The 26,108-nt window shown below is 49.5% G+C and carries 46 protein-coding genes; 7 read left to right on the top strand and 39 right to left on the bottom strand.

All coding sequences use genetic code 11. The features are described from left to right. Window positions 1-254: 254 nt before the first annotated feature. Window positions 255-809, top strand: coding sequence for a gamma carbonic anhydrase family protein (locus tag AACS80_RS22320; protein WP_130206867.1), 555 nt, complete (start codon window positions 255-257; stop codon window positions 807-809). Here the strand turns inward: AACS80_RS22320 and AACS80_RS22315 are convergent. The 6 genes from AACS80_RS22315 to dprA are packed head-to-tail and all read right to left on the bottom strand — an operon-like array spanning window position 785 to window position 4,579. After that, window positions 785-1,042, bottom strand: a complete 258-nt coding sequence (locus AACS80_RS22315; protein ID WP_130217594.1) for a DUF1488 family protein — start codon at window positions 1,040-1,042, stop codon at window positions 785-787. The two genes, AACS80_RS22320 and AACS80_RS22315, sit on opposite strands and share 25 nt — an antisense overlap. Beyond that, window positions 1,039-1,857, bottom strand: a complete 819-nt coding sequence (gene aroE, locus AACS80_RS22310) for a shikimate dehydrogenase (protein ID WP_130206871.1) — start codon at window positions 1,855-1,857, stop codon at window positions 1,039-1,041. The genes AACS80_RS22315 and aroE overlap by 4 nt, the downstream gene beginning before the upstream one ends. A gap of 4 nt (window positions 1,858-1,861) precedes the next feature. Further along, window positions 1,862-2,434, bottom strand: a complete 573-nt coding sequence (gene tsaC, locus AACS80_RS22305; protein WP_135410530.1) for an L-threonylcarbamoyladenylate synthase type 1 TsaC — start codon at window positions 2,432-2,434, stop codon at window positions 1,862-1,864. Window positions 2,435-2,438: 4 nt separating this feature from the next. Beyond that, window positions 2,439-2,981 (bottom strand): DNA topoisomerase family protein, encoded by a 543-nt coding sequence (locus AACS80_RS22300; protein WP_001129723.1) that lies wholly within the window; start codon window positions 2,979-2,981, stop codon window positions 2,439-2,441. A gap of 28 nt (window positions 2,982-3,009) precedes the next feature. Continuing rightward, complete coding sequence (gene smg / locus AACS80_RS22295; protein WP_000460680.1) at window positions 3,010-3,483, bottom strand: DUF494 family protein Smg; 474 nt, start codon at window positions 3,481-3,483, stop codon at window positions 3,010-3,012. After that, complete coding sequence (gene dprA / locus AACS80_RS22290) at window positions 3,455-4,579, bottom strand: DNA-protecting protein DprA (RefSeq protein ID WP_135410531.1); 1,125 nt, start codon at window positions 4,577-4,579, stop codon at window positions 3,455-3,457. Before dprA ends, smg begins: the two co-directional genes overlap by 29 nt. A 129-nt stretch (window positions 4,580-4,708) precedes the next feature. Between dprA and def the strand changes: the two genes are divergently transcribed. The 5 genes from def (at window position 4,709) to mscL (ending at window position 9,453) form a co-directional block, all read left to right on the top strand. After that, the gene (gene def / locus AACS80_RS22285; protein WP_000114984.1) at window positions 4,709-5,218 is read left to right on the top strand and encodes a peptide deformylase; all 510 of its coding nucleotides are present in this window, start codon (window positions 4,709-4,711) and stop codon (window positions 5,216-5,218) included. A gap of 14 nt (window positions 5,219-5,232) precedes the next feature. Continuing rightward, on the top strand, window positions 5,233-6,180 hold the full coding sequence (gene fmt / locus AACS80_RS22280; protein ID WP_135410532.1) for a methionyl-tRNA formyltransferase: 948 nt from the start codon (window positions 5,233-5,235) through the stop codon (window positions 6,178-6,180). Window positions 6,181-6,225: 45 nt separating this feature from the next. Next, complete coding sequence (gene rsmB / locus AACS80_RS22275; protein WP_135410533.1) at window positions 6,226-7,515, top strand: 16S rRNA (cytosine(967)-C(5))-methyltransferase RsmB; 1,290 nt, start codon at window positions 6,226-6,228, stop codon at window positions 7,513-7,515. 21 nt (window positions 7,516-7,536) lie between these two features. Then, window positions 7,537-8,913, top strand: a complete 1,377-nt coding sequence (gene trkA, locus AACS80_RS22270) for a Trk system potassium transporter TrkA (RefSeq protein ID WP_000691382.1) — start codon at window positions 7,537-7,539, stop codon at window positions 8,911-8,913. A 129-nt stretch (window positions 8,914-9,042) separates the two neighbouring features. After that, window positions 9,043-9,453 (top strand): large-conductance mechanosensitive channel protein MscL, encoded by a 411-nt coding sequence (gene mscL / locus AACS80_RS22265; protein WP_000022442.1) that lies wholly within the window; start codon window positions 9,043-9,045, stop codon window positions 9,451-9,453. Here mscL and arfA read toward each other — a convergent pair. From arfA to rpsJ, 31 genes are all read right to left on the bottom strand, one after another. After that, window positions 9,450-9,668 carry an alternative ribosome-rescue factor ArfA gene (arfA, locus tag AACS80_RS22260; RefSeq protein ID WP_135410534.1) on the bottom strand — a complete coding sequence of 73 codons (219 nt, stop codon included), beginning with the start codon at window positions 9,666-9,668 and terminating at the stop codon, window positions 9,450-9,452. The genes mscL and arfA overlap by 4 nt on opposite strands. A 55-nt stretch (window positions 9,669-9,723) precedes the next feature. Further along, complete coding sequence (zntR, locus tag AACS80_RS22255) at window positions 9,724-10,149, bottom strand: Zn(2+)-responsive transcriptional regulator (RefSeq protein WP_130217606.1); 426 nt, start codon at window positions 10,147-10,149, stop codon at window positions 9,724-9,726. Window positions 10,150-10,159: 10 nt separating this feature from the next. Beyond that, on the bottom strand, window positions 10,160-10,528 hold the full coding sequence (locus AACS80_RS22250; protein ID WP_130206883.1) for a DnaJ family domain-containing protein: 369 nt from the start codon (window positions 10,526-10,528) through the stop codon (window positions 10,160-10,162). Between the two features lie 106 nt (window positions 10,529-10,634). Next, window positions 10,635-11,018 (bottom strand): 50S ribosomal protein L17, encoded by a 384-nt coding sequence (gene rplQ / locus AACS80_RS22245; protein ID WP_001216368.1) that lies wholly within the window; start codon window positions 11,016-11,018, stop codon window positions 10,635-10,637. Window positions 11,019-11,058: 40 nt separating this feature from the next. Continuing rightward, entirely contained in the window at window positions 11,059-12,048 is a 990-nt protein-coding gene (locus AACS80_RS22240; protein WP_001162094.1) for a DNA-directed RNA polymerase subunit alpha, read from the bottom strand. Between the two features lie 25 nt (window positions 12,049-12,073). Then, window positions 12,074-12,694 (bottom strand): 30S ribosomal protein S4, encoded by a 621-nt coding sequence (gene rpsD, locus AACS80_RS22235; protein ID WP_000135224.1) that lies wholly within the window; start codon window positions 12,692-12,694, stop codon window positions 12,074-12,076. Between the two features lie 33 nt (window positions 12,695-12,727). Beyond that, window positions 12,728-13,117 carry a 30S ribosomal protein S11 gene (gene rpsK, locus AACS80_RS22230; protein ID WP_001029684.1) on the bottom strand — a complete coding sequence of 130 codons (390 nt, stop codon included), beginning with the start codon at window positions 13,115-13,117 and terminating at the stop codon, window positions 12,728-12,730. 16 nt (window positions 13,118-13,133) lie between these two features. Further along, entirely contained in the window at window positions 13,134-13,490 is a 357-nt protein-coding gene (rpsM, locus tag AACS80_RS22225) for a 30S ribosomal protein S13 (RefSeq protein ID WP_000090775.1), read from the bottom strand. A gap of 146 nt (window positions 13,491-13,636) precedes the next feature. Then, the gene (gene rpmJ / locus AACS80_RS22220; RefSeq protein WP_000868187.1) at window positions 13,637-13,753 is read right to left on the bottom strand and encodes a 50S ribosomal protein L36; all 117 of its coding nucleotides are present in this window, start codon (window positions 13,751-13,753) and stop codon (window positions 13,637-13,639) included. Between the two features lie 31 nt (window positions 13,754-13,784). Further along, on the bottom strand, window positions 13,785-15,116 hold the full coding sequence (gene secY / locus AACS80_RS22215; protein ID WP_001118861.1) for a preprotein translocase subunit SecY: 1,332 nt from the start codon (window positions 15,114-15,116) through the stop codon (window positions 13,785-13,787). A gap of 7 nt (window positions 15,117-15,123) precedes the next feature. After that, complete coding sequence (rplO, locus tag AACS80_RS22210) at window positions 15,124-15,558, bottom strand: 50S ribosomal protein L15 (protein WP_001238917.1); 435 nt, start codon at window positions 15,556-15,558, stop codon at window positions 15,124-15,126. Window positions 15,559-15,561: 3 nt separating this feature from the next. Then, window positions 15,562-15,741 carry a 50S ribosomal protein L30 gene (gene rpmD / locus AACS80_RS22205; protein WP_001140433.1) on the bottom strand — a complete coding sequence of 60 codons (180 nt, stop codon included), beginning with the start codon at window positions 15,739-15,741 and terminating at the stop codon, window positions 15,562-15,564. Between the two features lie 3 nt (window positions 15,742-15,744). Continuing rightward, complete coding sequence (rpsE, locus tag AACS80_RS22200) at window positions 15,745-16,248, bottom strand: 30S ribosomal protein S5 (RefSeq protein WP_000940121.1); 504 nt, start codon at window positions 16,246-16,248, stop codon at window positions 15,745-15,747. 14 nt (window positions 16,249-16,262) lie between these two features. Beyond that, the gene (gene rplR, locus AACS80_RS22195; protein ID WP_000358960.1) at window positions 16,263-16,616 is read right to left on the bottom strand and encodes a 50S ribosomal protein L18; all 354 of its coding nucleotides are present in this window, start codon (window positions 16,614-16,616) and stop codon (window positions 16,263-16,265) included. Window positions 16,617-16,625: 9 nt separating this feature from the next. Beyond that, on the bottom strand, window positions 16,626-17,159 hold the full coding sequence (gene rplF / locus AACS80_RS22190; RefSeq protein WP_064524927.1) for a 50S ribosomal protein L6: 534 nt from the start codon (window positions 17,157-17,159) through the stop codon (window positions 16,626-16,628). A 12-nt stretch (window positions 17,160-17,171) separates the two neighbouring features. After that, window positions 17,172-17,564 (bottom strand): 30S ribosomal protein S8, encoded by a 393-nt coding sequence (gene rpsH / locus AACS80_RS22185; RefSeq protein WP_000062611.1) that lies wholly within the window; start codon window positions 17,562-17,564, stop codon window positions 17,172-17,174. A gap of 33 nt (window positions 17,565-17,597) precedes the next feature. Continuing rightward, entirely contained in the window at window positions 17,598-17,903 is a 306-nt protein-coding gene (gene rpsN / locus AACS80_RS22180; protein WP_001118930.1) for a 30S ribosomal protein S14, read from the bottom strand. Window positions 17,904-17,917: 14 nt separating this feature from the next. Next, a complete protein-coding gene (gene rplE / locus AACS80_RS22175; protein WP_001096200.1) occupies window positions 17,918-18,457 on the bottom strand; it encodes a 50S ribosomal protein L5 in 540 nt (179 codons plus the stop codon). Window positions 18,458-18,471: 14 nt separating this feature from the next. Beyond that, window positions 18,472-18,786: a 50S ribosomal protein L24 gene (gene rplX / locus AACS80_RS22170; RefSeq protein ID WP_000729185.1), complete on the bottom strand. Its 315-nt coding sequence runs from the start codon at window positions 18,784-18,786 to the stop codon at window positions 18,472-18,474. 10 nt (window positions 18,787-18,796) lie between these two features. Further along, window positions 18,797-19,168: a 50S ribosomal protein L14 gene (gene rplN, locus AACS80_RS22165; RefSeq protein WP_000613955.1), complete on the bottom strand. Its 372-nt coding sequence runs from the start codon at window positions 19,166-19,168 to the stop codon at window positions 18,797-18,799. A gap of 164 nt (window positions 19,169-19,332) precedes the next feature. After that, a complete protein-coding gene (gene rpsQ / locus AACS80_RS22160) occupies window positions 19,333-19,587 on the bottom strand; it encodes a 30S ribosomal protein S17 (protein WP_000130100.1) in 255 nt (84 codons plus the stop codon). Then, complete coding sequence (gene rpmC / locus AACS80_RS22155; RefSeq protein WP_000644741.1) at window positions 19,587-19,778, bottom strand: 50S ribosomal protein L29; 192 nt, start codon at window positions 19,776-19,778, stop codon at window positions 19,587-19,589. Before rpmC ends, rpsQ begins: the two co-directional genes overlap by 1 nt. Further along, window positions 19,778-20,188: a 50S ribosomal protein L16 gene (gene rplP, locus AACS80_RS22150; RefSeq protein ID WP_000941212.1), complete on the bottom strand. Its 411-nt coding sequence runs from the start codon at window positions 20,186-20,188 to the stop codon at window positions 19,778-19,780. The genes rpmC and rplP overlap by 1 nt, the downstream gene beginning before the upstream one ends. A 12-nt stretch (window positions 20,189-20,200) precedes the next feature. Continuing rightward, on the bottom strand, window positions 20,201-20,902 hold the full coding sequence (rpsC, locus tag AACS80_RS22145; RefSeq protein ID WP_000529945.1) for a 30S ribosomal protein S3: 702 nt from the start codon (window positions 20,900-20,902) through the stop codon (window positions 20,201-20,203). Between the two features lie 17 nt (window positions 20,903-20,919). Beyond that, the gene (gene rplV, locus AACS80_RS22140; RefSeq protein WP_000447529.1) at window positions 20,920-21,252 is read right to left on the bottom strand and encodes a 50S ribosomal protein L22; all 333 of its coding nucleotides are present in this window, start codon (window positions 21,250-21,252) and stop codon (window positions 20,920-20,922) included. A 14-nt stretch (window positions 21,253-21,266) separates the two neighbouring features. Continuing rightward, window positions 21,267-21,545 carry a 30S ribosomal protein S19 gene (gene rpsS / locus AACS80_RS22135; protein ID WP_001138117.1) on the bottom strand — a complete coding sequence of 93 codons (279 nt, stop codon included), beginning with the start codon at window positions 21,543-21,545 and terminating at the stop codon, window positions 21,267-21,269. 16 nt (window positions 21,546-21,561) lie between these two features. Next, the gene (gene rplB, locus AACS80_RS22130) at window positions 21,562-22,383 is read right to left on the bottom strand and encodes a 50S ribosomal protein L2 (protein ID WP_000301864.1); all 822 of its coding nucleotides are present in this window, start codon (window positions 22,381-22,383) and stop codon (window positions 21,562-21,564) included. Between the two features lie 17 nt (window positions 22,384-22,400). Then, window positions 22,401-22,703, bottom strand: coding sequence for a 50S ribosomal protein L23 (gene rplW, locus AACS80_RS22125; protein WP_000617544.1), 303 nt, complete (start codon window positions 22,701-22,703; stop codon window positions 22,401-22,403). After that, complete coding sequence (rplD, locus tag AACS80_RS22120; RefSeq protein ID WP_000424395.1) at window positions 22,700-23,305, bottom strand: 50S ribosomal protein L4; 606 nt, start codon at window positions 23,303-23,305, stop codon at window positions 22,700-22,702. Before rplD ends, rplW begins: the two co-directional genes overlap by 4 nt. A gap of 10 nt (window positions 23,306-23,315) precedes the next feature. Then, window positions 23,316-23,945 carry a 50S ribosomal protein L3 gene (gene rplC / locus AACS80_RS22115; RefSeq protein ID WP_000579833.1) on the bottom strand — a complete coding sequence of 210 codons (630 nt, stop codon included), beginning with the start codon at window positions 23,943-23,945 and terminating at the stop codon, window positions 23,316-23,318. A gap of 32 nt (window positions 23,946-23,977) precedes the next feature. Further along, the gene (gene rpsJ, locus AACS80_RS22110) at window positions 23,978-24,289 is read right to left on the bottom strand and encodes a 30S ribosomal protein S10 (protein ID WP_001181004.1); all 312 of its coding nucleotides are present in this window, start codon (window positions 24,287-24,289) and stop codon (window positions 23,978-23,980) included. 378 nt (window positions 24,290-24,667) lie between these two features. On the opposite strand from rpsJ, the gene AACS80_RS22105 reads away from it, so the two are divergent. Next, window positions 24,668-25,135 (top strand): prepilin peptidase, encoded by a 468-nt coding sequence (locus AACS80_RS22105; RefSeq protein WP_130206885.1) that lies wholly within the window; start codon window positions 24,668-24,670, stop codon window positions 25,133-25,135. Here AACS80_RS22105 and bfr read toward each other — a convergent pair. Continuing rightward, the gene (gene bfr / locus AACS80_RS22100; RefSeq protein WP_000675515.1) at window positions 25,132-25,608 is read right to left on the bottom strand and encodes a bacterioferritin; all 477 of its coding nucleotides are present in this window, start codon (window positions 25,606-25,608) and stop codon (window positions 25,132-25,134) included. The two genes, AACS80_RS22105 and bfr, sit on opposite strands and share 4 nt — an antisense overlap. 72 nt (window positions 25,609-25,680) lie before the next feature. Continuing rightward, on the bottom strand, window positions 25,681-25,875 hold the full coding sequence (gene bfd, locus AACS80_RS22095; protein ID WP_000289090.1) for a bacterioferritin-associated ferredoxin: 195 nt from the start codon (window positions 25,873-25,875) through the stop codon (window positions 25,681-25,683). Window positions 25,876-26,108 lie beyond the last annotated feature (233 nt).

Genomic DNA, 26,108 nt, shown 5'->3' with positions numbered 1-26,108 from the left:
AATTTCAGGATTTTTCTCTTTGTTGTTACGACCATCTTGTGAAGTGTTTCACGTTGTCGTCTCAACGGAGGCGCATTATAGGGATCCCAATTTTTTGCACAAGTACTTTTTTGATCTTTTTTTCTGTTTGTTGTTTTTTCACCCTTTTTGCTGCATTCACACACAAAACGGTACTTTTTTGCATACTAAAAGACTTGCACAAGGCCAATAATGCACCCAAAGTCATTAGTAAATCATTTATTGTTGAGGTAAGTATGTCTGATGTTTTACGCCCATACCGCGATCTTTTTCCACAAATCGGTCAGCGCGTAATGATCGACAGTAGTAGTGTGGTTATTGGTGACGCCCGCCTGGCTGATGATGTGGGGATCTGGCCGCTCGTTGTGATTCGTGGCGATGTGAATTATGTACAAATCGGTGCCCGCACTAATATTCAGGATGGTAGCGTCTTACACGTGACCCATAAATCAACGGCTAATCCACAAGGCAATCCGTTGATCGTCGGTGAAGACGTTACGGTTGGACATAAAGTGATGCTCCACGGCTGCACCATTGGCAATCGAGTTTTGGTTGGGATGGGCTCAATTTTACTTGATGGCGCAATAGTAGAAGATGATGTGATGATTGGTGCAGGTAGCCTGGTCCCACAAAATAAACGACTGGAGAGCGGATATCTGTATCTCGGTAGCCCCGTCAAACAGATCCGCCCGTTAAGTGATGAAGAGAAGGCTGGGTTACGCTATTCCGCAAATAATTACGTGAAATGGAAGGACGAATATCTGGATCAGGGTAACCAGACCCAGCCTTGATCATCTTCACTTTGTTCCTGAATTAAGTTTTCCGCTTCCTCTTCCAGGTCCCAGCGATGCTGACGAAAATTCGCTAACCACTGTTCTGGCGTATCTCCTGCAAAGCGGTTCGCCAGACTCTCTCCAGTAATAGCGCAAGTGAGCTGCATACCATTTACAAGAGCTGGAAAACAAACGCATTTTTTACTCTCGTTCCACTCTTCCCTGTCTGGAAACTGGATGGCCTGATTCACGCGGACAACTCCTCCTGCAATTGCTTTATAACTGGTGCTACGTCAGGCAGAACACCGTGCCAGAGAAGGAAGGCATGAGCCGCCTGCGCCACTAACATCCCCAATCCATCCGCATTACGTTTTGAGCCTTGCTGTTCACACCATGCCAGAAAGGGCGTTTTTCCCTTCTGGTAGAACATGTCATAACAGCAAATACCTGAATGGACGAGCGATGCCGGGATCGCCGGTACATCTCCACTAATGCCACTGGATGTCGCGTTAATAATAAGATCGAACTCGTGACCGTCCAGTTCGTCCATACCCAACGCCTGAACACTACCAGTGTGCGCAAACAATTTAGCCAACTCTTCCGCGCGAGAAACCGTTCGGTTAGTGATTGTCACCGCACAGTCCAGAGAGAGAAGCGGCAGTAATACCCCACGAGATGCCCCACCAGCGCCGATAAGCAGAATACGTAAACCAGAGCGAATAAAAGACAGACGTTCCAGATCGCTTAACAAGCCTACACCATCGGTATTGTCACCCAGTAGGCGTCCATCTTCTAACCGCTTGAGGGTATTAACAGCACCAGCCAACGCTGCCCGTTCAGTAAGCTCATCCGCTCTGGCAAAAGCCTCTTCTTTAAAAGGCACTGTCACATTCGCACCTTTACCACCAGCACTAAAGAAAGCGTTTAGCGTGTTGATGAAATCATTGATGGGTGCCAGCACGCGGCCATAGGGATGTTCAATATTCAGTTGCTGTGCAAATTGCTGATGAATGAATGGCGATTTGCTGTGGGCTATCGGATTACCAAAAACAGCATAGGTTTCCATTATGTTACCCCTGTCGAAACAGCTCACCCGTCAGGGCATCACGAATTTCTGAAGGATTTAAACGACCGCCCGTTTCACCTCGCACAACCGGGAAATCAGCACCAAACTGTGCGTGAACTTCCTCTATTGTTCGACAAGGTGGTAATCCACTCAAGTTGGCACTGGTAGAAACCAGCGGTTTACCATAAGCCTGGCACAAAGCAACCACCAACGGATGGTCGGTGACTCGTACAGCAAGCGAATCAAAGCGGCCCGTCAACCATCGTGGTGTTGTCGCAGGCGCGGGAAAGACAAAGGTGACAGGACCAGGCCAGCGAGAAAAAATGGTTTCACGCTGCGCGTCAGTCAGCATGCTGTCATCAATATAGGGTTTAAGCTGCTCGTAATTTGCCGCGATTAAAATCAGCCCCTTATCAACCGGACGCTGCTTTAATTCCAACAGTCGCATCACTGCTGTTTCGCTATCAGGATCGCACCCGACACCAAAAACGGCTTCCGTTGGATAGGCGATGACACGTTCTTCATTGAGGACATCTATCGCAGCTGCGATAGCGTCTCCTTGCAGGTTATTATTCACGTTATTATTCCGCCGAAACCGGCTTTCCACATTGTTTACTGGCACAAAAGTGTTTTACACCCTGCGCGGTTTTCTTTTCGATGAGTAGCGGATAATGACACTCAGGGCACTCTCCGGCTATTGGTTTGAAGTTAATAGCAAATTGACACTCAGGGTAGCGATCACAGGAGTGAAATGTTTTGCCATAACGGGAGCGGCGCTGGACCAGATGGCCCGTCCGACATTGAGGACAGGTAATTGCTGTTTCGTCCGGTTTATCGATAAGTTCGGTATGTTCGCATTCAGGATAGTTACTGCAACCAATAAACATACCAAAGCGTCCCTGGCGTAATACCAGATTTGCTCCGCATGCAGGGCAAACCTGCCCCTCCAGAACTTTGACGATATGCCCATCCGCTGAAGATTTCAGAGGACGGACGTAGTCACACGCCGGATACTGTGAGCACCCAAGAAACGGACCGTGTTTCCCGGATCGAATAACCAGTTCAGCCCCGCACTTTGGGCAGGACTCATTATTACGCACCGTGAACAGTGCTGATTTCGCCATAACAACTTATGCTGAATTAAAGAAATGATTAATGCAGCATACCTTCATTCACTTCAAAGAGTAATTCTTCCATTTGCTGGTACGCATTTTCGCAGCCCGGGATGTTGAACAACACCATCAGGATCACCCATTTCAGATCATCCAGTTCGAACTCTGCGTTATCCAGCGCGAGCACTCGCTCTATCACCATTTCACGGGTTTCAAGGTTGAGCACCTGAATCTGCTCAAGGAAAAGCAGAAACCCACGGCAGCTGGCATCCAGTCGTTCACACTCTTCCGGTGTATAAATACGCATGGAGAGAGGATCCGAGGCCAGTTGCATCGGTTCTGCCAACCCTTCCTGATAATCAGCAAGTTTTTCCAGCCATAGCAGGGCATTGTAGATATCTTCTCGCTCAAAACCTGCGTCGGTAAGATCCTGTTCAAGTTTGTCTTGATCCACACGCAACTCAGCTTCAGTGTGAATATAGGTTTCAAACAAATACATTAGTACGTCGAACATGGCATGCCCTCCTCAATCGGACATAGCCGCCGGGTACAGCTGCGATCCATCCTGCTAACTCCAGTTCAAGTAGTTGAGTAACTACCTCTGGCACAGGTTGGCCGGCACGTTCAGCGACGACGTCAACAGGTGTTACCTCATCTCCTACGTTAGCCAGGAGCTCAGGAAATGGCAATGCCACGTCTTCCTGATCTGATGAATAAAATGATTTTTCATGGGCATCTGGCAACCAGTGCAATCCATATTGCAAATTTTCCAGAATTTCTTCCGGTTCCGTCACAAGAATCGCACCTTGTTTTATAAGCCAGTGGGGGCCTTCACTTCCGGGACTCCCTAATGGACCGGGCAAAGCAAAGACTTCACGTCCCTGCTCAAGCGCACAACGCGCTGTCACCAGTGAACCACTGCGCAAAGCCGCTTCCACCACCAGTACACCTTTACTTAGACCACTAATAATGCGATTTCTTCGCGGGAAATTGTAAGCAAGAGGAGGGGTATCGAGGGGAAATTCCGAGACAAGAGCCCCACCATGTTCAAGCAGACTGGTAGCAAGTCGGGCATGGCGACGCGGATGAATGGTATTTAGCCCATTCCCCAGCACAGCAACACTGACACCATTTACCTGCAAGGCCGCTTTATGCGCTACACCATCGATTCCGCGCGCCAGCCCACTGGTAATTGTCACGCCTCGCGCCGCCAGCGCCTCACATAACAGCCGCCCCCACCGTTCGCCATACCATGAATGCGCCCGGCTTCCCACTACGGCCAACTGAAATGATTGCAGCGCTTGTAGATCACCAGCAACAAACAGTGCACCTGGATAATCAGCCGTTGCAACAAGTTGAGGAGGATAAAATTCGCTGTCCGCAGAGATTAAATGATGGTTAGGTTGCTCCAGCCAACAAAGTGAGCTTTCAATACTCTGCTGTGAAAATGTAAGAAAGCGTTGTGCCTGTCGCGATGAAAGCCCTGTTTGCTGCAGTACAACTGCATCAATATTTGGCTGTTCTACCAGCCAGTGAGCAATGCGGACCATATCATCGCCGTACAAGCTGCTGATGCTCATTAAACGCAGCCAAATTTCGGTATCGACCATCCTTATCTCCCTGCCATAAGCAGCCTTAGCAATCTTTGCGATTGGTCAGTGATGCTGTCAATCAGAGGGGGATTTGTCTAGAATAGAAGAAATAATCTTTCTAACTCCTGAACACATCTCTGGAGATTTATGTCAGTTTTGCAAGTGTTACATATTCCGGACGAGCGGCTTCGCAAAGTTGCTAAACCGGTAGAAGAAGTGAATGCAGAAATTCAGCGTATCGTCGATGATATGTTCGAGACGATGTACGCGGAAGAAGGTATTGGCCTGGCGGCAACCCAGGTTGATATCCATCAACGTATCATTGTTATTGATGTTTCGGAAAACCGCGACGAACGGCTGGTGTTAATCAATCCGGAGCTTTTAGAAAAAAGCGGCGAAACAGGCATTGAAGAAGGTTGCCTGTCGATCCCTGAACAGCGTGCTTTAGTGCCGCGCGCAGAGAAAGTGAAAATTCGCGCCCTGGACCGCGATGGTAAACCATTTGAACTGGAAGCTGATGGTCTGTTAGCCATCTGCATTCAGCATGAGATGGATCACCTGGTCGGTAAACTGTTCATGGATTACCTGTCACCGCTGAAACAACAACGTATTCGTCAGAAAGTTGAAAAACTGGATCGTCTGAAAGCCCGGGCTTAAGGATAAGAACTAACGTGTCAGAATCACTACGTATTATTTTTGCGGGAACACCTGACTTTGCAGCGCGTCATCTCGACGCGCTGTTGTCTTCTGGTCATAACGTCGTTGGCGTGTTCACCCAGCCAGACCGACCGGCAGGACGCGGTAAAAAACTGATGCCCAGCCCGGTTAAAGTTCTGGCTGAGGAAAAAGGTCTACCCGTTTTTCAACCTGTTTCCCTGCGTCCACAAGAAAACCAGCAACTGGTCGCCGATCTGCAGGCTGATGTTATGGTCGTCGTCGCCTATGGGCTGATTCTGCCTAAAGCGGTGCTGGAAATGCCGCGTCTTGGCTGTATCAACGTTCATGGTTCACTGCTGCCACGCTGGCGCGGTGCTGCACCAATCCAACGCTCACTATGGGCGGGTGATGAAGAAACTGGTGTGACCTTTATGCAAATGGATGTTGGTTTAGACACCGGTGACATGCTCTATAAACTCTCCTGCCCGATTACCGCAGAAGATACCAGCGGCACGTTATATGACAAACTGGCAGAGCTTGGCCCACAAGGGCTTATCGCCACATTGAAACAACTGGCAGACGGCACGGCGAAACCAGAAATTCAGGATGAAACTCTTGTTACTTACGCCGAAAAGTTGAGTAAAGAAGAAGCGCGTATTGACTGGTCACTTTCGGCAGCACAGCTTGAACGCTGCATTCGCGCTTTCAATCCATGGCCAATGAGCTGGCTGGAAATTGAAGGACAGCCGGTTAAAGTCTGGAAAGCGTCGGTCATTGATACGGTAACCAACGCTGCCCCAGGAACGATCCTTGAAGCCAACAAACAAGGCATCCAGGTTGCGACTGGTGATGGCATCCTGAACCTGCTCTCGTTACAACCTGCGGGTAAGAAAGCGATGAGCGCACAAGACCTCCTGAATTCTCGTCGGGAATGGTTTGTTCCGGGCAAGCGTCTGGCCTGATAGTCCACTCTTCTAAGCCCGGTCTTGCCGGGCATTTTTATACTTATGAAAAAACAACGTAATTTACGTAGCATGGCGGCCCAGGCCATTGAACAAGTCGTCGAGCAAGGGCAATCATTAAGCAACATTTTGCCAGCGCTCCAGCAAAAGGTTTCCGATAAAGACAAAGCACTTCTTCAAGAGTTGTGCTTTGGCGTACTGCGCACGCTTTCACAGTTAGACTGGCTGATTAATAAGTTAATGGCCCGTCCGATGACCGGCAAACAGCGGACCGTGCATTACCTGATTATGGTTGGTTTGTATCAACTGCTTTATACCCGCATTCCACCGCATGCTGCGCTGGCTGAAACGGTTGAAGGCGCTGTCACAATTAAGCGCCCGCAACTTAAAGGGTTGATTAACGGCGTATTACGTCAGTTCCAGCGTCAGCAAGAAGAGTTATTAGCCGAGTTTAATGCCAGTGATGCACGTTATCTGCATCCTTCCTGGTTGCTGAAGCGTCTGCAAAAAGCGTATCCAGAGCAGTGGCAATCTATCGTTGACGCCAATAACCAGCGTCCGCCAATGTGGCTGCGCGTTAATCGTACGCATCATTCCCGCGACAGTTGGCTTGCATTGCTGGATGAAGCAGGAATGAAAGGCTTCCCGCATTCGGATTACCCTGATGCTGTACGGCTGGAAACACCCGCACCTGTTCATGCGCTACCCGGTTTTGAAGACGGATGGGTTACCGTTCAGGATGCATCAGCACAAGGTTGCATGACCTGGCTTGCGCCACAAAACGGTGAACACATTCTGGATCTTTGTGCCGCCCCCGGCGGTAAAACAACACATATCCTTGAGGTGGCACCAGAAGCGCAGGTTCTTGCGGTTGATATTGACGAACAGCGCCTCTCTCGCGTTTACGACAATTTAAAACGCCTTGGTATGAAGGCGACCGTGAAACAAGGTGATGGCCGCTCCCCTTCCCAATGGTGTGGCAAGCAACAGTTTGATCGCATTTTATTAGATGCGCCTTGTTCAGCAACGGGTGTGATTCGTCGACATCCGGATATCAAGTGGTTACGTCGTGATCGCGATATCCCGGAACTCGCGCAACTGCAGTCTGAAATTCTCGACGCCATTTGGCCGCATTTAAAATCCGGTGGAACCCTGGTCTATGCCACCTGTTCGGTGTTACCGGAAGAGAATAGCCTGCAGGTTAAAGCCTTTTTGCAACGTACCGCTGATGCCGAACTTTGCGACACCGGAACACCAGAACAACCGGGTAAGCAAAATCTGCCTGGTGCTGAAGAGGGCGACGGCTTCTTTTACGCTAAGCTAATCAAAAAGTGATGAGATAACGGGTCGCGACTGATGAAAATTATCATTCTGGGTGCCGGTCAGGTTGGCGGCACACTGGCGGAAAACCTGGTTGGCGAGAACAACGATATTACTGTTGTCGATACCAACGGTGAGCGTCTGCGGACCTTGCAGGATAAATTTGACCTGCGAGTCGTGCAGGGGCATGGCTCTCATCCACGCGTATTGCGGGAGGCAGGTGCCGACGACGCCGATATGCTGGTTGCTGTAACCAGTTCAGATGAAACCAATATGGTTGCCTGCCAGGTAGCCTACTCACTTTTCAACACCCCTAATCGCATCGCTCGTATCCGCTCACCAGACTACGTGCGCGATGCCGATAAGCTATTTCATTCAGATGCTGTACCGATTGATCATCTGATCGCACCAGAGCAGTTGGTTATCGATAATATTTACCGACTGATTGAGTATCCCGGCGCATTGCAGGTGGTGAACTTCGCTGAGGGCAAAGTGAGCCTTGCAGTGGTAAAAGCCTATTATGGTGGCCCGCTTATTGGTAATGCGCTTTCGACCATGCGCGAGCATATGCCACATATCGATACCCGCGTGGCGGCAATTTTCCGCCACGACCGTCCTATCCGCCCGCAAGGTTCGACTATTGTTGAAGCTGGTGATGAAGTGTTCTTTATTGCCGCCTCACAGCATATACGCGCGGTGATGAGTGAATTACAGCGACTGGAAAAACCGTATAAGCGGATCATGCTGGTTGGTGGCGGTAATATCGGTGCAGGGCTGGCGCGTCGCCTGGAAAAAGATTACAGCGTCAAACTCATCGAACGTAATCAGCAGCGCGCTGCCGAACTGGCGGAAAAGTTGCAGAATACGATCGTCTTTTTTGGTGATGCGTCGGATCAAGAACTGCTGGCCGAAGAACATATCGATCAAGTTGATCTGTTTATTGCCGTCACCAACGATGACGAGGCCAATATCATGTCAGCCATGCTCGCCAAACGTATGGGTGCGAAAAAGGTGATGGTATTGATCCAGCGTCGCGCTTATGTGGATCTGGTTCAGGGGAGCGTGATCGATATTGCGATTTCACCACAACAAGCAACTATTTCTGCGTTGCTTAGTCATGTGCGAAAAGCAGATATTGTTGGTGTTTCCTCATTGCGCCGCGGCGTAGCAGAAGCTATTGAAGCCGTTGCTCACGGTGATGAAAGCACCTCGCGCGTTGTCGGCAGAGTCATTGATGAAATCAAGCTACCGCCAGGAACGATTATTGGAGCGGTGGTACGTGGAAACGACGTGATGATTGCCAATGACAATCTGCGCATTGAGCAAGGCGATCACGTAATTATGTTCCTCACAGATAAAAAGTTTATTACCGACGTCGAAAGACTCTTCCAGCCAAGTCCTTTCTTTTTGTAATTAATAAGGCGTCTAATGACGCCTTATTATTTCCCTTTGATTATCACGGATTAATTAAATTCATTCCTGGCAGGAAAATGGCTTAACATTTGTTAGACTTATGGTTGTCGGCTTCATAGGGAGAATAACATGAGCATTATTAAAGAATTTCGCGAATTTGCGATGCGCGGGAACGTGGTGGATTTGGCGGTGGGTGTCATTATCGGTGCGGCATTCGGGAAGATCGTCTCTTCACTGGTTGCCGATATCATCATGCCACCTTTAGGCTTATTAATTGGCGGGATCGACTTTAAACAGTTTGCTGTCACGCTACGCGATGCGCAGGGGGATATCCCTGCTGTTGTGATGCATTACGGTGTCTTCATTCAAAACGTCTTTGATTTTCTGATTGTGGCCTTTGCCATCTTTATGGCGATTAAACTAATCAACAAACTGAATCGTAAGAAAGAAGAACCGGCAGCAGCACCTGCACCAACTAAAGAAGAAGTATTACTGACAGAAATTCGTGATTTGCTGAAAGAGCAGAATAACCGATCTTAACAAGCGCCTGAAAGCAGAAGGCCAGTGGTAAAAAAGTGATTTACTTTCTTGCCACTGGCCTCCCAGTTACCCCGATTGCCATGTTTTCCTTTTCGCATATAACTGCCTTTCCCTTTTTTATTTTTTTCTACACGCTGCCTGAACAAAGGGTCATGTAGTAATGCTTCAATCACATTATCCTTTATCTGCCCTTTCGTATGCTGATATCGACTCATAAAAACTCCAGTTGGTTATTTAACGGCGCGAGTGTAATCCCGTCAGTGCAAAAAATCAACAACCTGCTTTGACACCGCTGGCTCCTTGTTCAAGAGCTTCAAGGATAGAGCAATAAACGCTGCTATGGGCGCTACCACAACAGGCATCGTTAAGACGTTGCAAGGAACGCTGCATGCTCTGCAACTCGGCTATCCGCGCTTCCACTTCCTGTAATCTTTCCTGCACAATACCTTTTGATTCCTGACAAGTATGATGTTCAGGATCGATACGGATCGAAAGTAACTCACGGATCGACTCGAGACTGAAACCAAGTTGTCTGGCATGCCGAATAAATTTCAACCGTTGGAGATCGCTTTCGGTATACAGACGAAAGCCTCCTACCGTACGAACTTCATGATCCATCATCTGTTGTTTTTCGTAATAACGTATTGTGTCGGGCGTAACTTCTGCCAGTTTTGCCAACTCACCAATGCGATACATAAATTATCTCTCAGTTGTCATTAATTTTATGCAGAAGCTTATCTGCATATTCGCCACGTAAAAATTCAGTACTCAAACCTGCTTGCCGCAGTTTCAACTCCAGTAAAGACAACTGACGGCTAACATCTTGATATTGCGGATCATCCTGACGGATACCGTTGAGAATATCCAGAAGCTGAATAGCTTCCTTGCGCTGCTCAAGTTCTGGCGGTAAACAGCCGGCATTCTTTAACAAGCGATAGCCCGCACGCAGTTCCGGCGGCACATGTGTGTCATCTTCCAGGATTAATGGTTCACCACTGCCTGGGAGATTTTCAAACTCACCTTTAGCCTGTGCTTCAGTAATATGGCGCTCTGCCCACTGGTCAAGTAACCACATAAATACTCCAGGGGATGAACAAAAAGAGTACAGCTATTGTAGATAAGTGGGGATACTACAGATATAAAAAAACCCGCCGGGGCGGGTTTTTTTACGTTGCTTCAGATTACTCTGCAGCAGCTTCTGCTTTCTCTGAACGATCAACCAGCTCGATGTAAGCCATCGGCGCGTTGTCGCCTGCACGGAAGCCACACTTCAGAATACGAGTGTAACCACCGGCACGGCTCGCGAAACGCGGGCCCAGTTCGTTAAACAGTTTTGCCACGATCTCGTTATCACGAGTACGGGCGAATGCCAGACGACGATTAGCAACGCTATCAGTCTTGGCAAGAGTAATCAGCGGCTCAACTACGCGGCGCAGCTCTTTCGCTTTAGGCAGAGTCGTCTTGATGATTTCATGACGAACCAGTGAACCTGCCATATTGCGGAACATAGCCTGGCGATGGCTGCTGTTGCGGTTCAGTTGACGACCACTCTTACGATGGCGCATGACCTTATCCTTCTCAGTAAAACCTTAACCTGTGATCCGGTTACTCGTCAGCGATGCTTGCCGGTGGCCAGTTTTCCAGGCGCATACCCAGAGACAGTCCACGGGAAGCCAGCACGTCTTTAATCTCAGTAAGAGATTTTTTACCAAGGTTAGGCGTTTTAAGGAGCTCAACCTCGGTACGTTGTACCAGATCACCGATATAGTGGATAGCTTCTGCTTTAAGGCAGTTAGCAGAGCGGACAGTCAATTCCAGATCGTCAACAGGGCGCAGCAGGATCGGATCGAACTCTGGTTTCTCTTCTTTCACTTCCGGCTGACGTACATCACGTAAGTCAACGAAAGCTTCCAGTTGTTCAGCCAGAATGGTTGCCGCACGACGAATCGCCTCTTCAGGATCGATTGTGCCGTTGGTTTCCATTTCGATGACCAGCTTGTCCAGGTCGGTACGCTGTTCTACACGCGCTGCTTCAACATTGTAGGCAATACGCTCTACAGGGCTGTAGCATGCGTCGACCAGCAGACGGCCGATTGGGCGCTCATCTTCTTCCGAATGAATTCGGGTAGAAGCCGGCACATAACCACGACCGCGCTGAACTTTGATACGCATGCTAATAGACGCGTTCTCATCGGTCAGGTGGCAGATCACGTGCTGCGGCTTGACGATTTCGACATCACCGTCGTGGGTGATATCGGCTGCAGTCACAGGGCCAATGCCAGATTTATTCAAGGTAAGAATAACTTCATCTTTGCCCTGAACTCTCACCGCCAGCCCTTTCAGGTTGAGCAGGATTTCCAGGATATCTTCCTGAACGCCTTCTTTGGTGCTGTACTCATGTAGTACACCATCAATCTCAACCTCGGTCACCGCGCAACCCGGCATCGATGAGAGCAGAATACGGCGCAGTGCGTTACCCAGAGTATGGCCAAAGCCACGCTCTAAAGGCTCAAGGGTCACCTTGGCGTGCGTCGAACTCACTTGCTCGATATCAACCAGGCGCGGTTTTAGAAACTCTGTCACAGAACCCTGCATTGTGTCCTCTCTTTGGTACTAAGCTTTACTTGGAGTAAAGCTCGACGATCAGGTGTTCGTTAATGTCCGCAGACAGATCAGAACGCTCCGGCTTACGCTTAAACGTACCTTCCATCTTGCCAGCATCAACTTCCAGCCAGGTTGGCTTTTCACGCTGCTCAGCCAGCTCCAGAGCGGCTTTCACGCGAGACTGCTTCTTCGCTTTCTCACGAATGCTTACAACGTCATTCGGACTAACCTGATAAGAAGCGATGTTAACAACACGACCGTTTACCATAATTGCTTTATGGCTAACCAGCTGGCGTGCTTCTGCACGAGTGGCACCGAAGCCCATACGGTATACAACGTTGTCCAGACGACCTTCCAGCAGAGCCAACAGGTTTTCACCGGTGTTGCCTTTCAGACGTGCTGCTTCTTTGTAGTAGTTACGGAACTGACGCTCCAGCACACCATAGATACGGCGAACTTTTTGCTTTTCACGCAACTGCACACCATAGTCAGACAGACGCGGTTTACGCGCACCGTGCTGGCCAGGAGCTTGTTCAATTTTACACTTGGTATCGATCGCGCGAACGCCAGACTTAAGGAATAAGTCGGTGCCCTCACGACGGCTCAGCTTGAGCTTAGGACCCAAATATCTTGCCATTTTCTTTCTCCAACAAACCTGGAAAACGAAGCGTTATACGCGACGTTTTTTCGGCGGACGACAACCGTTATGAGGGATCGGAGTCACATCAGTAATGTTAGTGATGCGGAAACCTGCGGCGTTCAGAGCACGAATAGTAGATTCGCGGCCTGGACCCGGACCTTTAACCATAACTTCCAGATTCTTGATGCCGTATTCTTTCACGGCGTCAGCGCAACGCTCTGCTGCAACCTGAGCTGCAAACGGAGTGGATTTGCGAGAACCACGGAAACCGGAACCACCGGCTGTTGCCCAACCCAACGCGTTACCCTGACGATCAGTGATAGTCACGATGGTGTTGTTGAAAGAAGCATGGATATGAGCCACGCCGTCAGAGACTTGTTTTCTTACACGTTTACGTGCACGAATTGGTGCCTTTGCCATTATTCAATCACCCCGATTATTTCTTGATCGGTTTGCGCGGACCCTTACGGGTACGTGCGTTGGTCTTGGTACGCTGACCGCGAACCGGTAGACCACGACGATGACGCAAACCGCGATAGCAACCAAGATCCATCAGGCGCTTGATGCTCATGCTGATTTCACGGCGCAGATCACCTTCAACGACAAATTTGGCAACTTCGTCACGCAGCGTGTCGATTTGTCCTTCAGACAGCTCACTGATCTTAACATCTTCAGCGATACCCGCTGCAGCCAGGATGGCTTTAGAACGGGTCTTGCCGACGCCATAAATCGAAGTTAATGCGATTACGGCATGCTTATGATCAGGAATGTTAATGCCTGCTATACGGGCCACTATGCACTCCTACTATTTAATATGTACGTTCCATGCTGAAAAGCCCGTTTTCAGGATACTCAAATGGAAACGCACAGACATACAAAAGATTGGCTGGCTAATCTAGCCAGCTCAACCCAACTTTGCAAGAAAAATATGCGAATAAATCAGCCTTGGCGCTGTTTATGCTTCGGCTCGGCACTGCAAATCACACGGATGACACCATCACGCTTAACGATTTTGCAGTTACGGCATAATTTCTTGACGGAAGCACGAACTTTCATTTTTACTCTCCGTAACTTCTCGGGCGACCAATTATCGGCCGTAGCCTTTCAGGTTCGCCTTCTTCAATGCAGACTCATACTGACTGGACATCATCAGAGTTTGCACTTGAGCCATAAAGTCCATAATCACGACAACAACGATAAGCAGTGAGGTCCCACCGAAGTAGAACGGTACTTTCATTGCATCACGCATGAACTCCGGGATCAGGCAGATAAAGGTAATGTACAGCGCACCAACCAGGGTCAGGCGGGTCATTACTTTATCGATATACTTCGCCGTTTGCTCTCCCGGACGAATTCCTGGTACAAATGCACCGGACTTCTTCAGGTTATCTGCTGTTTCACGCGGGTTGAAAACCAACGCCGTGTAGAAGAAACAGAAGAAGATGATTGCAGACGCATAGAGTAACACATAAAGCGGTTGCCCAGGCTGCAAATACAGCGAAATTGTTGTCAGCCAGTTCCAACCAGTACCGCCCCCGAACCATGACGCGATGGTAGCCGGGAACAGAATAATACTGGAAGCGAAGATTGCCGGGATTACCCCCGCCATATTCACTTTCAGCGGTAAATGTGTGCTCTGTGCAGCATAGACACGACGACCTTGCTGACGTTTTGCGTAGTTTACCACAATGCGGCGTTGACCACGCTCAACAAATACAACAAAGAACGTCACTGCAAATACTAATACTGCAACCAACAGCAACACGAGGAAGTGCAGGTCGCCTTGACGCGCTTGCTCGATAGTATGGGCAATGGCTGGCGGGAGTCCCGCGACAATACCGGCGAAGATAATGATTGAAATACCGTTGCCGATACCTCGTTCAGTGATCTGTTCGCCCAACCACATCAGGAACATCGTTCCTGTGACCAGACTTACAACAGCGGTGAAGTAGAATGCAAAGCCCGGGTTAATAACCAGGCCTTGCATACCAGGCATATTCGGCAGACCGGTAGCAATACCGATCGACTGGAATATTGCCAGCACCAGAGTACCGTAACGGGTGTACTGGCTGATCTTACGACGACCAGACTCCCCTTCTTTCTTAATTTCTGCCAACGTTGGGTGAACCACCGTCAGCAGCTGGATAATGATCGACGCCGAAATATACGGCATGATCCCCAGAGCAAAGATAGAAGCACGGCTGAGAGCACCACCAGAGAACATGTTAAACATCTCAATGATGGTGCCTCGCTGTTGCTCAAGCAGTTTGGCAAGTACAGCGGCATCAATACCAGGGATCGGAATAAAAGAGCCAATACGGAACACAATCAGCGCACCGATAACAAACAGCAGTCTGCGTTTCAGCTCGCCTAAGCCACCTTTGGCACTTTGAAAATCTAATCCCGGTTGTTTAGCCATCTGCTACTTATTCCTCGATTTTACCGCCAGCAGCTTCGATAGCAGCACGAGCGCCTTTAGTAACACGCAGGCCACGAACAGTTACCGGAGTAGTTACTTCGCCAGCCAGGATCACTTTCGCGAACTCGATCTGGATACCGATAATGTTAGCCGCTTTCAGCGTGTTCAGGTCTACAACACCGCCTTCTACTTTAGCCAGGTCAGACAGACGAACTTCGGCTGTAATCGCTGCTTTACGAGAAGTGAAGCCGAATTTCGGCAGACGACGGTACAGAGGCATCTGACCACCCTCGAAACCGCGACGTACGCCACCGCCAGAACGAGATTTCTGACCTTTGTGACCACGACCACCGGTTTTGCCGAGGCCAGAACCGATACCACGACCCAGGCGTTTACCCGCCTTTTTGGAGCCTTCGGCCGGAGACAGAGTATTTAAACGCATCTCTTACTCCTCAACTTTAACCATGAAGGAAACCGCGTTGATCATACCGCGAATAGCAGGAGTATCCTCGCGCTCTACGGTGTGACCAATACGACGCAGACCCAGGCCAAGCAGCGTTGCCTTGTGTTTCGGCAGACGACCGATTGCACTGCGGGTTTGAGTAATTTTAATAGTCTTTGCCATGGTTTATTTCCCCAGAATTTCTTCAACGGATTTACCACGCTTGGCAGCGACCATTTCTGGAGAATTCATATTTTCCAGGCCATCAATAGTTGCACGAACCACGTTAATCGGGTTGGTGGAACCATACGCTTTAGCCAGAACGTTATGAACCCCAGCGACTTCCAGAACGGCGCGCATTGCACCACCGGCGATGATACCGGTACCTTCGGAAGCCGGCTGCATGAATACGCGAGAACCCGTATGAACACCTTTAACAGGGTGTTGCAGAGTGCCGTTATTCAGCGCGACGTTAATCATATTGCGACGGGCTTTTTCCATCGCTTTCTGGATCGCTGCTGGAACTTCACGCGCTTTACCGTAACCAAAACCAACGCGACCGTTACCATCGCCAACTACAGTCAGAGCTGTGAAGGAGAAAATACGACCACCTTTAACGGTTTTAGATACGCGGTTTACCGCGATCAGCTTTTCCTGCAGTTCGCCAGCTTGTTTTTCGATGTGAGCCATCTTACACCTCTACCTTAGAACTGAAGGCCAGCTTCACGGGCAGCATCTGCCAGTGCCTGGACACGACCATGATATTGGAACCCGGAACGGTCAAAGGATACATCTTTGATGCCTTTTTCCAGAGCGCGTTCAGCGACAGCTTTACCCACAGCTGCAGCCGCGTCTTTGTTACCGGTGTACTTCAGTTGTTCAGCGATAGCTTTTTCTACAGTAGAAGCAGCTACCAGAACTTCAGAACCGTTCGGTGCAATTACCTGTGCGTAAATGTGACGCGGGGTACGATGTACCACCAGGCGAGTTGCGCCCAGCTCCTGGAGCTTGCGGCGTGCGCGGGTCGCACGACGGATACGAGCAGATTTCTTATCCATAGTGTTACCTTACTTCTTCTTAGCCTCTTTGGTACGCACGACTTCGTCGGCGTAACGAACACCCTTGCCTTTGTAAGGCTCAGGACGACGGTAGGCGCGCAGATCCGCTGCAACCTGGCCGATCATCTGCTTATCAGCGCCTTTCAGCACGATTTCAGTCTGAGTCGGACATTCAGCAGTGATACCCGCAGGCAGCTGATGGTCAACAGGATGAGAGAAACCCAGAGACAGGTTAATCACATTGCCTTTAACCGCTGCACGGTAACCTACACCAACCAGCTGCAGCTTCTTAGTGAAGCCTTCGGTAACACCGATAACCATTGAGTTCAGCAGGGCACGCGCGGTACCAGCCTGAGCCCAACCGTCTGCGTAACCATCACGCGGACCGAAGGTCAGGGTATTATCTGCATGTTTAACTTCAACAGCATCGTTGAGAGTACGAGTCAGCTCGCCGTTTTTACCTTTGATCGTAATAACCTGACCGTTGATTTTTACATCAACGCCGGCAGGAACAACGACCGGTGCTTTAGCAACACGAGACATTTTTTCCTCCGATTAGGCTACGTAGCAGATAATTTCGCCACCAAGACCAGCCTGGCGCGCTGCACGATCAGTCATAACACCTTTAGAGGTAGAAACAACTGCGATACCCAGACCCGCCATAACTTTCGGCAGCTCATCTTTACGTTTATAGATGCGCAGACCTGGGCGGCTGACACGCTGAATGCTTTCTACAACAGCTTTGCCCTGGAAATACTTCAGAGTAAGTTCCAGTTCAGGCTTGGTGTCGCCTTCAACTTTAAAATCTTCAATAAAACCTTCTTCCTTCAGCACGTTGGCGATTGCCACTTTCAGCTTGGAGGAAGGCATGGTGACCGCAGCTTTGTTCGCGGCCTGACCGTTACGGATACGGGTCAGCATATCCGCGATCGGATCTTGCATGCTCATCTGTCTTTACTCCCGTGATTCAATTGGTGACAATTACCAGCTAGCCTTTTTCAGACCCGGGATTTCACCGCGCATAGCGGCTTCACGGACCTTAATACGGCTCAACCCGAACTTCCGCAGGAAACCATGCGGACGACCTGTTTGACGGCAGCGGTTACGCTGACGAGACGGGCTGGAATCACGCGGCAGAGTCTGCAGCTTGAGAACAGCATTCCAACGATCTTCGTCGGAAGCGTTCACATCAGAGATGATCGCTTTCAGTTCAGCGCGTTTCGCGAAGTATTTATCAGCTAAAGCTACGCGTTTTACTTCGCGTGCTTTCATTGATTGCTTAGCCATTTAGTAACCCTACCTTACTTGCGGAACGGGAAGTCAAAGGCAGCCAGCAGAGCACGGCCTTCTTCGTCAGATTTCGCAGTAGTGGTAATGGTAATATCCAAACCACGAACGCGGTCGACTTTATCGTAGTCGATTTCTGGGAAGATGATCTGCTCACGGACACCCATGCTGTAATTACCACGACCGTCGAAAGACTTAGCGGACAAGCCACGGAAGTCACGGATACGCGGTACAGCAATAGTGATCAGGCGCTCAAAGAACTCCCACATGCGTTCGCCACGCAGAGTTACTTTACAGCCGATCGGATAGCCCTGACGGATTTTGAAGCCTGCAACAGATTTGCGTGCTTTGGTGATCAGCGGTTTTTGACCGGAGATTGCTGCCAGGTCTGCTGCTGCGTTATCCAGCAGTTTTTTGTCAGCGATCGCTTCACCAACACCCATGTTCAGGGTGATCTTCTCGACCCGAGGGACTTGCATGACAGAATTGTAGTTAAACTCAGTCATGAGTTTTTTAACTACTTCGTCTTTGTAGTAATCATGCAGTTTCGCCATCGTACTACTCCAAATTACTTGATAGTTTCGCTGTTAGACTTGAAGAAACGGACTTTTTTACCGTCTTCGAATCTAAAGCCTACACGGTCAGCCTTGCCGGTTGCCGCATTGAAGATTGCTACGTTGGAAACCTGAATAGCGGCTTCTTTTTCAACGATGCCACCCGGTTGGTTCAGGGCCGGAACCGGCTTCTGATGTTTCTTAACCAGGTTGATACCTTCAACAATGACCTTGCCGGAAGACAGGACATTCTTAACTTTACCGCGTTTACCTTTATCTTTACCGGTTAACACGATAACTTCGTCATCACGACGGATTTTCGCTGCCATGATTCGCTCCTTAGAGTACTTCTGGTGCCAGAGAGATAATTTTCATGAACTTCTCACTACGAAGCTCACGAGTTACCGGCCCAAAAATACGCGTACCGATAGGCTGCTCGCTGTTGTTGTTCAGAAGAACACAAGCATTACCATCGAAGCGAATGACAGAACCGTCCGGGCGACGAACACCCTTCTTGGTGCGCACCACTACCGCCTTCAGCACATCACCTTTTTTGACCTTACCACGCGGAATTGCTTCTTTGATGGTGATCTTGATGATGTCGCCTACGCCTGCGTAGCGACGGTGCGAGCCACCCAGAACCTTGATACACATTACGCGACGTGCACCGGAGTTGTCGGCGACGTTCAGCATAGTCTGTTCTTGGATCATTTTAGTGCTCCGCTAATGTCAACTACTACTGAGACCCGAAAATCAGGTCGTTAAAAATCCCCATATCGAGGGCGCGGCATTATAACACCGCTTCAAGGATATGGGTAGAAAAAATAAACGGCTCATTTCTGAGCCGTTTATTCGTATCGAGAGAGTGTACTGTATTACAGAACCGCTTTCTCTACAACGCGAACCAGCGTCCAGGATTTAGTCTTGGACAGCGGACGGCATTCGCGGATTTCAACCACGTCACCGATACCGCATTCGTTGTTCTCGTCATGTACGTGCAGTTTGGTCGTACGCTTGATGAATTTACCGTAGATCGGGTGTTTCACAAAACGTTCGATAGCAACAACAATGGATTTCTCCATTTTGTCGCTAACAACGCGACCTTGCAGAGTACGGATTTTATCGGTCATTACGCACCCGCCTTCTCGTTCAGTAAAGTCTTAACGCGTGCGACATCGCGACGCACTTGCTTCAACAGGTGAGACTGTTGCAGCTGGCCACTTGCAGCCTGCATACGCAGGTTGAACTGCTCACGCAGCAAGTTCAGCAGCTCGGTGTTCAGCTCTTCAACGCTCTTCTCACGCAGCTCTTTTGCTTTCATTACATCACCGTCTTAGTTACAAAGGTGGTTTTAATCGGCAGTTTCGCTGCTGCCAGCTTGAATGCTTCACGGGCCAGCTCTTCCGGAACACCGTCCATTTCATACAGGACTTTACCCGGCTGAATCAAGGCAACCCAATACTCCACGTTACCTTTACCTTTACCCATACGCACTGCCAGCGGCTTTTCAGTGATCGGTTTGTCCGGGAACACACGGATCCAGATCTTACCTTGACGCTTAACTGCACGGGTCATAGCACGACGTGCTGCTTCGATCTGACGTGCAGTCAGACGACCACGGCCAACAGCTTTCAGACCGAAGCTGCCGAAGCTAACATCCGTACCCTGCGCCAGACCGCGGTTACGGCCTTTGTGCATTTTACGGAATTTTGTACGCTTTGGTTGTAACATCAGCGACGCTCCTTATTTACGGCCTTTACGCTGCTGCTTTTTAGGCTGAGCAGCCGGTTTTTCCGGTTGTTCAACAGCAGCCATACCACCCAGGATCTCGCCTTTGAAGATCCACACTTTAACGCCGATTACACCGTAAGTGGTGTGCGCTTCAGAGGTGTTGTAGTCGATGTCAGCACGCAGAGTGTGCAGCGGTACGCGACCTTCGCGGTACCATTCGGTACGTGCGATTTCCGCGCCGCCCAGACGGCCGCTAACTTCAACTTTAATACCTTTAGCGCCCAGACGCATTGCGTTCTGTACAGCACGCTTCATAGCACGACGGAACATAACGCGACGTTCCAGCTGAGAAGTGATGCTGTCAGCAACCAGTTTTGCGTCCAGTTCAGGCTTACGAACTTCGGCGATGTTGATCTGTGCAGGAACGCCAGCGATGTCCGCTACGACCTTACGCAGTTTTTCTACGTCTTCACCTTTTTTACCGATAACGATACCCGGGCGAGCAGTGTGAATGGTTACACGAATGCTCTTAGCCGGACGCTCGATAACGATACGAGATACGGACGCTTTAGCCAGTTCCTTTGTCAGGTACTGACGTACTTTAAAATCGCTGTCCAGGTTGTCAGCGAATTCTTTGGTGTTCGCAAACCAGGTAGAGTTCCATGGTTTTACAATACCCAGGCGAATACCATTAGGATGTACTTTCTGACCCATTGCTAGTCTCCAGAGTCTCAGCGATCGGACACAACCACAGTGATGTGGCTGGTGCGCTTCAGGATGCGATCTGCACGACCTTTTGCACGCGGCATAATGCGCTTCATGCTCGGGCCTTCGTCTACGAAAATTTTCGTAACTTTCAGATCGTCAATGTCAGCGCCATCGTTGTGTTCAGCGTTAGCAATGGCAGATTCCAGAACCTTCTTGACCAGTACAGCCGCTTTCTTGTTGGTGTAGGTCAGAATATCCAGAGCCTGCGACACTTTCTTACCGCGAATCAGGTCAGCAACAAGGCGAACCTTCTGAGCAGAAGAACGAGCATGGCGATGTTTAGCGATAGTTTCCATCTCTTCCTCCTACCTTATTTCTTTTTCGCTTTTTTATCAGCAGCGTGGCCGCGATAAGTACGAGTCGGTGCGAATTCACCCAGTTTGTGGCCGACCATTTCGTCGGTTACAAATACCGGAACGTGCTGACGACCATTATGGACAGCGATGGTCAAACCGATCATGTTAGGAAAGATCGTTGAACGACGGGACCAAGTGCGCAGGGGCTTCTTGTCTCCGCTTTCCACCGCTTTCTCTACCTTCTTCAGCAAGTGCAGGTCAATAAAAGGACCTTTCTTGAGAGAACGTGGCATGGCTTATCCTCTAAAATTATTTGCTACGGCGACGTACGATGAATTTATCAGTACGCTTGTTGCTGCGGGTCTTCTTACCTTTGGTCTGAACGCCCCACGGAGTTACCGGGTGCTTACCAAAGTTACGACCTTCACCACCACCATGTGGGTGGTCTACCGGGTTCATCGCGGTACCGCGAACGGTCGGACGAACACCACGCCAGCGTGCAGCACCTGCTTTACCCAGAACGCGCAGCATATGCTCAGCATTGCCAACTTCGCCCAGAGTTGCACGGCAGTCTGCTTCTACTTTACGCATTTCACCAGAACGCAGACGCAGGGTGACATAAGCACCATCACGAGCAACGATCTGAACGTAAGTACCAGCGGAACGTGCCAGCTGACCGCCTTTACCTGGTTTCATTTCTACGTTGTGAACAGTAGAACCAACCGGGATGTTGCGCATCGGCAGGGTGTTACCTGGTTTGATTGCAGCATCAACGCCAGACTGAATCTGGTCGCCAGCTTTCAGGCCTTTAGGGGCCAGGATGTAACGGCGTTCACCGTCTTTGTACAGAACCAGCGCGATGTTCGCGGAACGGTTCGGATCGTACTCAAGACGTTCAACAACTGCCGGGATACCGTCTTTGTTGCGTTTGAAGTCAACAATACGGTAAGCCTGCTTGTGGCCACCACCGATATGACGAGTGGTGATACGGCCATTGTTGTTACGACCACCGGATTTGCTGTTTTTTTCCAGCAACGGAGCAAAAGGTTTGCCCTTGTGCAGCTCAGGGTTAACCACTTTAACAACGTGGCGACGACCCGGAGATGTCGGTTTACATTTAACAACTGCCATTGTATTACTCCTCCGACTTACTCAGCGCCGCCAACGAAGTCCAGATTCTGGCCTTCTTTCAGGGTGACGTAAGCTTTTTTCCAGTCGCTACGACGACCGATACGCTGTCCGTGACGTTTAACTTTCCCTTTAACTACCAGGGTGTTAACGACTTCGACTTCGACTTCAAACAGTTTCTGCACAGCAGCTTTGATTTCTGCTTTGGTCGCGTCTTTAGCAACTTTGAGTACGATGGTGTTGGATTTTTCCATCGCAGTAGACGCTTTTTCAGAAACGTGCGGTGCACGCAGCACCTTCAGCAGACGTTCTTCACGAATCATGCCAGCATCTCCTCAACTTGCTTAACAGCATCAGCAGTCATTACGACTTTGTCGAAGGCGATCAGGCTAACCGGGTCGATACCAGTTGCATCGCGTACGTCAACCTTGTGCAGGTTGCGCGCAGCCAGGAACAGGTTCTCGTCCAGCTCACCGGTGATGATCAGCACATCTTCCAGAGCCATGTCTTTCAGTTTCTGTGCCAGCAGCTTGGTTTTCGGAGCTTCTACAGAGAACTTCTCGACAACGATCAGACGATCCTGACGTACCAGTTCGGACAGGATGCTTTTCAGCGCGCCGCGGTACATCTTCTTGTTAACTTTTTGACTGTGGTCCTGCGGACGAGCAGCGAAGGTCACGCCACCAGAACGCCAAATCGGGCTCTTGATAGAACCAGAACGCGCACGGCCGGTGCCTTTCTGGCGCCACGGTTTTTTACCGGAACCAGTTACTTCAGCACGAGTCTTCTGAGCACGAGTACCCTGACGAGCACCGGCTGCATAAGCAACAACAACCTGGTGAACCAGCGCTTCGTTGAAATCACGACCGAAGGTAGTTTCGGAAACAGTCAGCGCGCTCTGCGCGTCTTTCAATACTAATTCCATTGCTATCTCCTTACGCCTTCACAGCTGGTTTAACGATCAGGTCGCTACCGGTTGCACCCGGGACAGCACCTTTAACCAGCAGCAGGTTGCGCTCAGCGTCAACGCGTACTACGTCAAGGCTCTGAACGGTTACACGTTCGTTACCCATCTGACCTGCCATTTTCTTGCCTTTGAACACTTTGCCCGGAGTCTGGTTCTGACCGATAGAACCCGGTACGCGGTGAGACAAGGAGTTACCGTGAGTAGCGTCCTGGGTACGGAAGTTCCAGCGCTTAACGGTACCTGCGAAACCTTTACCTTTAGAGGTGCCAGTTACGTCAACTTTTTTAACGTCAGCAAACAGTTCAACGCTAATGCTCTGACCTACAGTGAACTCTTCGCCTTCAGCCAGGCGGAATTCCCACAGACCACGGCCAGCTTCTACGCCAGCTTTAGCGAAGTGGCCAGCTTCAGGCTTGGTCACACGGTTAGCTTTTTTAGCACCGGTGGTTACCTGAATAGCACGGTAGCCATCGTTAGCCAGGTCTTTAACCTGAGTAACGCGGTTTGCTTCAACTTCGATTACGGTTACTGGGATAGAAACGCCGTCTTCTGTGAAGATACGGGTCATACCCACTTTTTTACCGACTAAACCAATCATTGTTTCAACCTCTCAATCGCTCAATGACCTGATTAACCCAGGCTGATCTGCACGTCTACACCGGCAGCCAGATCCAGACGCATCAGAGCATCAACGGTTTTCTCGGTTGGCTCAACGATGTCAACCAGACGCAAGTGAGTACGGATTTCGTACTGATCGCGCGCGTCTTTGTTGACGTGCGGAGAGATCAGAACAGTGAAGCGCTCTTTGCGTGTCGGCAGCGGGATCGGACCACGGACCTGCGCACCAGTGCGCTTGGCAGTCTCGACGATTTCCGCGGTTGCTTGATCGATCAGACGATGATCAAACGCTTTCAGGCGGATACGGATTCTTTGGTTCTGCATGAGACCAGAGCTCCAATTATTTTATAAACGAAAATGATTACTCCTCAGACCCATTACGATTGATGGGAGAGTGTAACCGTTCTTACGTAGCCCCCCGATTGGGAGCATTGTTAGGTAGCCAAATTCGGCTAACTGAGGTTCAGATTGAACCTGCTGTCAACTACGACAAGCCCGCGCATTATACGCAAATCTGAGATTGACGCAAGCATCGGGTAGAAATTAATCGCAACGAACAGATTGCGAGCTGCATTCCACGAAATTTGTAAGGTCGTGAAGATAGCGTTTTTCACTGGAACCAGGTTAACAAATCAGCGATTTCTCTGTTGCTGAGTATCCGGAGTTATTCGATGGTGATACTCCAATTACAGAGGATGTTTTATGGTTGCTACCCTTCCCTTTCTGATTTTGTACGTTTGCTTATCAGTCCTACTTTTTTTCTGGGATGCAAAGCATGGCTTGTTACCTGACAGGTTTACCTGCCCGTTACTCTGGTCAGGTCTTTTGTTCTATCAGGTTTGTCATCCTGACGGTTTAGCCGATGCGTTATGGGGGGCGATTATTGGTTACGGCACATTCGCTGTCATTTACTGGGGATATCGCATACTGCGTCATAAAGAAGGATTAGGCTATGGTGATGTGAAGTTTCTCGCCGCCCTTGGCGCCTGGCATACATGGGCCTTCTTGCCACGGCTGGTTTTCCTTGCCGCCTCATTCGCTTGCGGAGCCGTAGTTATTGGTCTGCTCATGAGAGGAAAAGAATCATTAAAAAACCCGCTGCCTTTTGGGCCATTTCTGGCAGCTGCGGGTTTCGTTGTAGGCTGGGATAGTCTGCTGGCAGGCCGTTAATCTTTAACTTTAATTTGTGATTGAAGGTAATTTTGTAGGCCGATTTTACCGATGAGATCCAGTTCAGTTTCGAGCCAGTCGATATGACCTTCTTCATCAGCAAGGATCTCGATCATCATATCGCGGCTAACATAGTCATGAACGCTGTCGGCATAAGCGATAGCCTCACGAAGATCCTTCGCACCTTCCAGCTCTAATCGCAGGTCGGATTGCAGCATCTCTTCAACATCTTCACCGATCCCTAGCTTGCCTAAATCCTGTAAGTTAGGAATCCCTTCTAAGAACAAAATACGCTCGATATATTTATCGGCGTGCTTCATCTCATCGATAGATTCATGGTATTCGACATCATTAAGGCGCATCAGGCCCCAGTTTTTAAACATACGGGCATGAAGAAAATACTGATTGATCGCGACAAGCTCATTTCCCAATAGTTTATTGAGATAATTTATGATTTTAACATCACCTTTCATTTTATAGTCCCTCCGCTTCCACTATTAGAGCGTAGATGGGGCTAGCGGGATGTCAAAAAATAAGCGTGAGCTTCAGGCAATCTCTTTAAATTCGGGCATCTGCATCAATTCGTCCTGCATCACTTCGCGTGCGGCGCGAATGCACTTACCGCATTGATTTCCCACAGGAATAAACTTGCGTAATTGTTGGAAAGACTGAGGATGAAACTGACGGACTGCCTGGCGAATTTTTTTGTCACTTACACCATTACACAAACAAACGTACATGATTACTCCCGTTCAAATTCTGCGCAAAGTGTAAATGAGAATAGTTATGATTACAATAGCACAGTTTTATTTGCGCCACAGTTCAGCCAGCGAAATTACGACGAAATATTTCGAACTCAAATTACGGGCAGCAAAAAGGGCGCCTAAGCGCCCTTTTTAATTCAAAACTAATTAACGCGTAATTAGCTCAGAACTTTAGCAACAACGCCCGCACCAACGGTACGGCCGCCTTC

Source organism: Escherichia sp. E4385 (assembly GCF_963883145.1).
GTDB lineage: Bacteria > Pseudomonadota > Gammaproteobacteria > Enterobacterales > Enterobacteriaceae > Escherichia.
The sequence above is the reverse complement of the archived record's forward strand: the minus strand, read 5'-3'. Positions and strand labels throughout refer to the sequence as shown.